The 7,288-nt window shown below is 71.8% G+C and carries 6 protein-coding genes; 1 reads left to right on the top strand and 5 read right to left on the bottom strand.

Annotated features, from left to right (window positions below):
- The first annotated feature begins 136 nt into the window (after positions 1-136).
- A complete protein-coding gene (locus ACIQVZ_RS41990) occupies positions 137-982 on the top strand; it encodes a hypothetical protein (protein ID WP_402458332.1) in 846 nt (281 codons plus the stop codon).
- Between the two features lie 645 nt (positions 983-1,627).
- Here the strand turns inward: ACIQVZ_RS41990 and ACIQVZ_RS41995 are convergent.
- The 5 genes from ACIQVZ_RS41995 to ACIQVZ_RS42015 all read right to left on the bottom strand — a co-directional run bounded on the left by ACIQVZ_RS41995 (position 1,628) and on the right by ACIQVZ_RS42015 (position 5,938).
- Entirely contained in the window at positions 1,628-1,981 is a 354-nt protein-coding gene (locus ACIQVZ_RS41995; RefSeq protein WP_402458335.1) for a hypothetical protein, read from the bottom strand.
- Positions 1,982-2,027: 46 nt separating this feature from the next.
- Positions 2,028-2,798: a TIGR04222 domain-containing membrane protein gene (locus ACIQVZ_RS42000; RefSeq protein ID WP_402458338.1), complete on the bottom strand. Its 771-nt coding sequence runs from the start codon at positions 2,796-2,798 to the stop codon at positions 2,028-2,030.
- Between the two features lie 115 nt (positions 2,799-2,913).
- A complete protein-coding gene (locus ACIQVZ_RS42005; RefSeq protein ID WP_402458341.1) occupies positions 2,914-3,666 on the bottom strand; it encodes a hypothetical protein in 753 nt (250 codons plus the stop codon).
- Between the two features lie 212 nt (positions 3,667-3,878).
- A complete protein-coding gene (locus tag ACIQVZ_RS42010) occupies positions 3,879-4,427 on the bottom strand; it encodes a tetratricopeptide repeat protein (protein ID WP_402458343.1) in 549 nt (182 codons plus the stop codon).
- A 104-nt stretch (positions 4,428-4,531) separates the two neighbouring features.
- Positions 4,532-5,938 (bottom strand): tetratricopeptide repeat protein, encoded by a 1,407-nt coding sequence (locus ACIQVZ_RS42015; protein ID WP_402458346.1) that lies wholly within the window; start codon positions 5,936-5,938, stop codon positions 4,532-4,534.
- Positions 5,939-7,288 lie beyond the last annotated feature (1,350 nt).

Raw genomic sequence — 7,288 nt, forward strand, 5'->3', positions numbered from 1 at the left:
GCAGGGTGGGGTAGGTGCCGAGAAGTGGCTTCGGCTGCCGGGTGCACAATTGACGTGGCGTTCGTGATCAAGTGGTGATTGAGAGCGGTGCCGAGTACATCGGAGGGTGCTTGTTTCGGACGGCTGGGGTGGGAACGTGGAACGGCAGCAGTACGTACAGAGATGCTCGGAGCTCTTCGCCGTGGGTGGCTATGAGGCTGTGAGAGCCGCGGCAGAGGCGGGGCTCAAGGAGTGCGGACCCGATCCGGTCCTCTTCCGCTGGCTCGGACAGGCACATGCCGCAGAAGACGAGGACGACCATGACCGCGAGGCTGAGGCCGCATACCGCGATGGCCTCGCACTGGCAGCGGACGATCTCGGACTCCTGGTGTCGCACCTGGAGCTGTGCCTTCGCTCGGACTCTTTCGAATACCCGGGGCGGGCGCGCCGTGCGGTGGCTCTGCGGGAGAGGATCGAAGAGCTGGCCCCGCCCGGGTCAGCCGAACGCGAGCGGGTCGATGATGCGACGGGCTGGGCCGGACGGGGCTATTGGGATGACCTGAACGTAGCCGCCGCTCAAGGGCAAGCTCACCAGGCAGTCAAAGCGGAGCAGAGCGTGCTGGTGACTGGCGCGCTACAGCGAGCCGCTCGTGGCGAGTCCAGCGAGGACACAGGTGAAGACCTCCGGGCCGCTGAACTCGCCGCGGCGGTTGAGCTGCTACAGGGGGCCTGGAACGCACCACTACGCCTACTTCTCGCGCACCGGGTCGAAGCGTATGTGCTGACGCTCGTGGCATCGTTCGGCACGAACAAGGCACTGGTGTGGAGTGGAGTGCTGGACTTCAGCCTGTGGGGCTGGTTGTTCTGGGCTCCCGTGATTGCTGCCGAAGCCAAGCTCCGCCAAGCAAAGAAGCTGGGACAGGAGCGCGTGATCGCTCGCATACAGGCGCGCCATGACGAGATGCACCTGCCCCAGAGCCCGCCCGAGGACAAGTATCTGTGAGCGCCTGAGTCGGCGGCTGCCGCCGACTCAAGGACTCAGTCGGCCTCTGGGGCCGGGCCGGACTGGCCTCCGCCCTGCACGAGGCCGCCGAGATGCCGGACACCTCCGTCAAGACATCCGACCACCCCCCCCTGACCGCCCCGGCGACGACCCCTCCCGCGAAGGCCCGGGCCAACTCGGCCTGCTTCAGGCGCACGTGGTGTCCGACGATGCTCACGCCTGCAATCCTGGCACGCCTCTCCGACAACGCACCGCCGGTCCGAAGCGCGGGCCGACCGCCGGCGTGACGCCGCCAGGGCAGCGAGAGCAGGGCGTAGCCGCCGACGTCGATGCCGTCGCTCACCTGGGTGAGCCGGTGGACCGGAGCGCGCCCGTGCAGGCCGCCGAGGACGGCCTCCACCTCGACCCGGGCCACGGCGTTCGGGGGGAGGGTGATGGCGGCGACCGCCGGGCCGCGGCGGGCAGGAGGAGCAGGGCGCGGTAGCGCGTCACGTCTCCGTGCCAGCGGGGTGGGGGGACGTCAGGTATTGACGCGCAGGCTGGTGTCCCCCGGGCCACGATCATTGAAACCGGGCATGACAAGTGCGTGGTCTTCCCCGCCGACGCGAACCCCACACCCAGGCCCCGAGGGCACGCGGGAAGCCCTCACCACGCCGTGCGACTTCGGCGCCCACACCCCGCTGCTCCCGGCCGAGGAGCAGGCCGCCGCCGTCCCCGGAATTCTGCGGCTTCGAGGAAGTTGAGCCCGATGACTGACTGGATCAGCTGGATCGTGATGCTTCGCCGCAGCAGGGGCCGCTTGAGGTTCGGGAGATCGGAATGGTTCGCGAACACCTCGAACCAGGGTTCGGGGATCGACTGAGGGATGTCCTCGGGTTCGAAGCCGCGGTTTCGGACCTCGACGATCGCCTCGACGAAGGCGTCGGAGCGGTAGGACGAGGCGTTCGGCCGCCTGCGGCGCGAGGCCCACGCCGACTGGTAGGCGAAGGGGCCCGTCACTCACTCACCTCACTGAATCCACCCGGAAAGTTTCAGTGGTGCCCCCTCAGACTCCTTCGTCGTCGCCGGGACCGGAAAGGGCGCTGAAGCCGTACGAGTCGCCCTCGGATCGGGCGACGGCTTCCCTGGCGGCACGGCCACTGAGCAAACCGGCACAGGCGGCGAACTCCGGCAAAAGCAGACGCAGTGCTCGGCGCCCGTGAAGCGCGGCAAGAACCCCGATCTCTTCCGGCCCGGCCGGGGTGGCACCGGGAAGGGGATGCAGGCGGCGCATCTCGCGCAACAACTTGCGCCCGGGCAGTGTCCGCGCCGGGGCGCATAGGACAGTGAGCGAGAGCACGGCCAGGGGCACACCCACCCAGAACGCTTCCTGCGCCGCGATGGCCACGCCCGTACCGCCTGCTGCAAGGGCCAGCAGGCCGGCCATTGTCAGCCGGGCTTGTCCGCATCGCAGGCCACGTCCGACCAGTTCGGCGCGCACCTCCTCCCGAGCCCGCCGTACAGCCGGAGCGGCGGCGACATCGGCCAACGACAGGTCCCGGCCGAACGCCGTCCATGCGGCCCGGTGCAGCGAAGTCACGTCACGTCCGGGGCCGGTGTGCACCACCCTCCGCAGCCGGCCAAGCCGGCCGACATCGATCGCCCCCGCAAGGTGGAGTTCTACGACGGCCACTTTCAGCGCGGCCTTCGAACCGCCTCGCACTCCCGCGACACCGGCTGCTGGCAGGCCGTCCGTCCGCCCTCTAATGGGCAGCCACCGCAACAGCCCCGCACCGACAAGCCCGGCCACCACGCACACGACACCGATCGATCCCATCACGCCCCCCGTCAACGGACAGCAGACCCCCCGGTCCGCCTCCCAGAAGAATGACACGCCACCCCCGCTGATGCCCGGCCCGCTTCCGGAACAACAGGGCCAGAAGGCGTCGTGCTCAGCAGCTGGAGGTTTGTGGACCAGGGCCGTGCTCCACGGGGCCGGCACCGACCGACGGTGGGCGCCTTCCCCATGCCTCCGCGTTCGGGCCGGTCCACGGATCGTCGTGGACCTCCTCACCGATGGCGGACCACGTTGCCTCCTCAGGCTCCGTCCTGCGGGTCCACCGACGCCGCTCTTCCTCCCGTTGAGCGGCCACGTCCGGGACGACGGCGATCGCTTCGACGAAGCGACCCTGCCGAATCAGCAGCCCTGCCAGTTCGGTCGCGGCCCTCATGCCGGGCAACGGACGCAGCCGGGCGATGGCCTCCTCCGGGTGACCGTCCTGGGCGAGGAGCCAGGCGATGGTCGGTTCGCGGTCGTCGACTTCGTCGGCCGGCAGGGCCTCGATCTCCGCGATCGCCTGTCTGGCGCGCCCCGACCCTCCCATCAGCCACCAGCGGGTGGAGCGCAGCCAGAACGCTTCGTGCTCGGCGAGGAATTCGGGGCTGCGTCCTTCGGTGAGTTGCAGGGCGCGGTCGTGTTGGCCCTTCTCGGCGAGCAGGATCATGGTCGGCTGGAGGAGGTTGCCCTCGTAGAGGTCGTCGAAGGTGTGTCGGACCGCTGAGATCGCGTCGTCGAACAGGTCTTGGCGTATGAGCAGTTCCAGCAGTTCGCTCTCATAGCGGGTCGGGTGCTCCTCGGCCTTGATGAGGTCGTGCAGGTGGGCCTGGGCCTCGGCGGTCCGGCTTAGAGTTTCCAGGGCCTCCACGTACGGGCGTACGACGGTGTACCGCGCGGGGCCGGTTGCGAGCTCGCGAAGCTCCGCGATCCGGCCGTTCCGGGCGAGCACCAGAGCGTAGTCGTGCTCGGTCGACCAGCCGCGCTTCGCGTCCGCGTCCGCGTCCGCTGCGCGGAGCCGGATCGCCTCGTCGGCGCGGCCCGAGCGTTCCAGGACGCGGGCGTGCGCGGACAGGGCGTCGCTCAGGTGACGGACCTCGGGGTGTTCGGGTCGCGGCGAAAGGCCTCGGCGATCGGGGCCAACAGGTCGAGCATCCATTCGTCGCGTTCTTGCCCCTCCGTGACCTCGACCAGGGCCCACAGCGTTCGCTCGTCGTGCGGCCGTCGGGTGAGCACGTCGATCGCCTCGTCCACGAGGCCGGCGTCCACCAGCACCTCGGCATAGTCCCGCCACGCGTCGTGCTCGTCCTTCCCCCCGGTTCTGGCCCGGGCCCCGGGCCGCACCAGCTCCAGCGCCTGCGTGGTACGGCCCCACCGCAGCAGGACGTCGGCACCCGCCCGGAGCGCCGGCTGCCAGGCGGCCGCCGCGAACGGCTCGATCACCGACCAGGCCCGCTCGAACTCCCCCGCTGCGCACAGCCCGCGTACCGTGCCCTGTGCGCAGGGCCAGTCCTCGCGCCTGTGCGCGGTCTCCACCAGGAGGTCCAGGCGGCCCTGGTCGAGCAGCGCGTCGACCAGCTTCTGCGGGATACCGCCGCTGCCGTTCCGCCAAACAAGATCATCAACGTTCACGGGGGCACCCTAGAACCCGCGGCCGACACCGGCCGCGGCGAGGCGTTCGCCTGCCGCCGGTAGTGGGCCGCGACGACGGCTCACCACCGCAGACCCGAAGTGGGTCAGGCGTCCGCCCCGCCCACCGGGCCTCGGCGGCGCTCGATCTCCTGTTCCCTTCGCTCCGCGGCCGCCCGTTCCTCGGCGACGGTCGGCAGGGCGGCGACGGCCTCGGCGGGGAGGCCCTGCCGGAGCAGCAGCTGGGCCAGTGGCCCGGATGCGAAACGGTAGGGGGAGGAGCGGAGCAGGGCGGCGGCCTCCTCGGGGCGGCCGTCGTTCTCCAGCAGTTGCGCCAGCAGTACGTCCCACTCGCCGGGCTCGCGTTCGTCCAAGGCCGTCACCCCGGCGACGGCCTCGGGGTACCGCCCCGCCGCGCCGAGCAGGCGTATCCGCCGGACGGGGTCGAGGATCGGGTGGTCGTCGTCGTAGGCCTCGGCGCGGCGGAGTTCGTCGAGGAGGTCGAGGGCGTGGTCGGGCCGGCCGTCCTCGACGAGGAGGTCGAGGGCCCACTGGAGGTGGTTGCCGCAGTCGAAGTAGCGGAAGGTGGGACGGCCGGCCTCGACGGCGTCGTCCACCCGGCCCTGCCGTGCCAGCAGGGCCATCAGCAACCCCCGATCACCGGAGTGGTCGTGGGTGTCGATCCGTTCGCGAAGGACTGCCTCCGCCTCGGCCGCTCGCCCGAGGCCCTCCAGGGCGCCTGTGAAGGCCTCCACGGCCTGGCCGCCGCGGGGACCGGCGACGAGGGCGCGCAGCTCGTCGAACCGGCCGTGCCGGGCGAGGAGTTCGGCGTAGGCCTCGTGCAGGTTCAGGGTGTGGCAGCCGACGGCCACGCAGGCGCCCAGCCCCCGGATCGCCTCGTCCGCACGGCCGGCCCGTTCCAGTACGCGGGCGCGCAGGACATCCTGCTCCCACCCGTCGTCGAGGCACCGGGTGTCCCCGTCCCATTCCGGCTCGTCCTCCGCGTCGCCTTCCTCCTCGTGTCGGGGCGCGAGCAGGTCCAGTACCCGTTCGTCCCGGCCCTGGCCCTCGGTCAGCTCGACCAGTGCGGTGAGCAGCCAGGACTCCCCGAGGTGGGGAATCAGCACGTCGATGGCCGCGTCGACCTGCCCGGCCTGTACCAGCAGCTGCGCGTACTTCCGGCACGTCCTGCCGGAGCGCAGGCCGGCCGCGTCCGGGTGCAGCATCGCCAGCGCGTCGTCCGCCTCTCCCCGTTGGACCATGATCTCGCCGGACAGCCATTCGGCGGCTTCCCAACCGGCGTGGACGAACGGGTCCAGCAGCTCCAGCGCGCGCTCGGATTCCCCGGCCGCGCACAGCGCGCGCGCGGCCGCCTGCGCGCAGAACCAGTCCGCGCGCTCCTCCGCCGCGCGGATCACCAGCTCCAACTCGCCCGCTTCGAGCAGGGATTCCACCATGCGTGGGTCGACTCCGCCGAGGTTCCAGCACTGCCATGAGAGGTCTTCGATGTTCACGTGGGCAGCCTACGAACCACCACTGTCAGCGGCGCCCCGGGCGCCGTTGGGGCGTCCCGGCTACGGTGGCGCGAGCAGTCCGGCGTGAGGGCGGGAGTTCGTCGTACGCCTCGGTGCTGGGCGGCGGCCGCCGTTCCGGGGGCCGTTGTGCTACCGCTCCGGGCCCTCGCCTCGCCGCTGGCCCGCTGGTCACCAGCCGTCCACCGTCTGACCGCCCCCTCCTCGTCGCCGCCACACAGGCCCCGCCCGCCAGCTCACCGCCGCACGGCCGTCCGTCGCCGTCCCTGGGGCGCGGACGACCCAGACCTGCCCGCTGTTGATGAAGCCGCCGGTCTCGTCGTCGCTGCTGGTGATCGACACACCGATCGGCCGCGCCCCGCGCACCCGCGTCTGTTCGTGGTTGTCGCGTGGCCGGCCCCCGAAGCTGCTCGCCGGCCGGTGGGTGCGGTTGCCGGTGACCGGTGTGGTCGATGTCGTGTGGTGGTCCGCGGGTGCGGGGGATGATGGGCCGGGGCCTGGCGCGGGGAGGTGCGCCGGGGGGCGGGGAGCGTGGCGTGGAGATCACGGTGGGTGCGGGGCTGCCAGGTGGGCTCTGGCCGGAGCTGGTGCCGGGCCGGTGCCCGGTACTGGTGGTGCCCGCCGCCGCGGGGCGTCCGGTAGCACCGGGGGAGGGATGGGCCCCGTGACGCGGGCGTCCTGGAACGCGATCCGATACCCGGCTGGTCCGCGACCGTGCACCGGCCCGCCCTGACGGTGCGCCGGCCCGACGGCGGCCTCTGGTTCGACGGACAGGTCACCGCCGGACGCGAGTGGTGGCGAGCGCTGCGTACGCACGAGGTCCTGCCGTTGATCACCGGACCCTTCACCGGCGTCTTCGACTTCCGTCCCGCCGCCGCAGCCGGGAATCTCGCCCTGCTGGCCCTTGACCGGTCCGGCCCGGATCCCGGCACCGCCCGGATTCCGGCACCCGGCCCGGTACATCCAGTGACCGCCGTCGTCCGTACCGGTGGACGGGCAGGGCGGCCCAGGAAGGCCGCCAGGCTGCCCCGTCGGGCCTGTCCGCCGATTGTTCCTCGGACACGGCGGGCCCGGTCGTCGCTGAGCGGCCGTGACGGGAGGAACGGCATGAGCCAGGCGGTACGGGCAGGCGCACGCCGGTGATGGCCCGGAAGCGCGTCTCGGGACCGGCCGGCGCCGTGATCAGCCCACCCAGCCCGGCCGGCCGGGCCGGAGCGCCACATCCACTCCACGCCGTGCCCGACGGCCACCCGCGCTGCTCCGCGGTGACCTTGCCCCGGCCATCCGGCCATCCGGCTGTCGTGCCACGCCATCCCGGGCGCCGCTGACCTC

Origin of the sequence: Kitasatospora sp. NPDC098663 (genome assembly GCF_044760075.1) — a bacterium.
Taxonomy (GTDB): Bacteria; Actinomycetota; Actinomycetes; order Streptomycetales; family Streptomycetaceae; genus Kitasatospora.

What these genes read in the sequence shown, in the direction of transcription:
- ACIQVZ_RS42000 (WP_402458338.1), bottom strand. Translation starts at nt 2,798, where the DNA reads ATGGGATCGATCGGTGTCGTGTGCGTGGTGGCCGGGCTTGTCGGTGCG.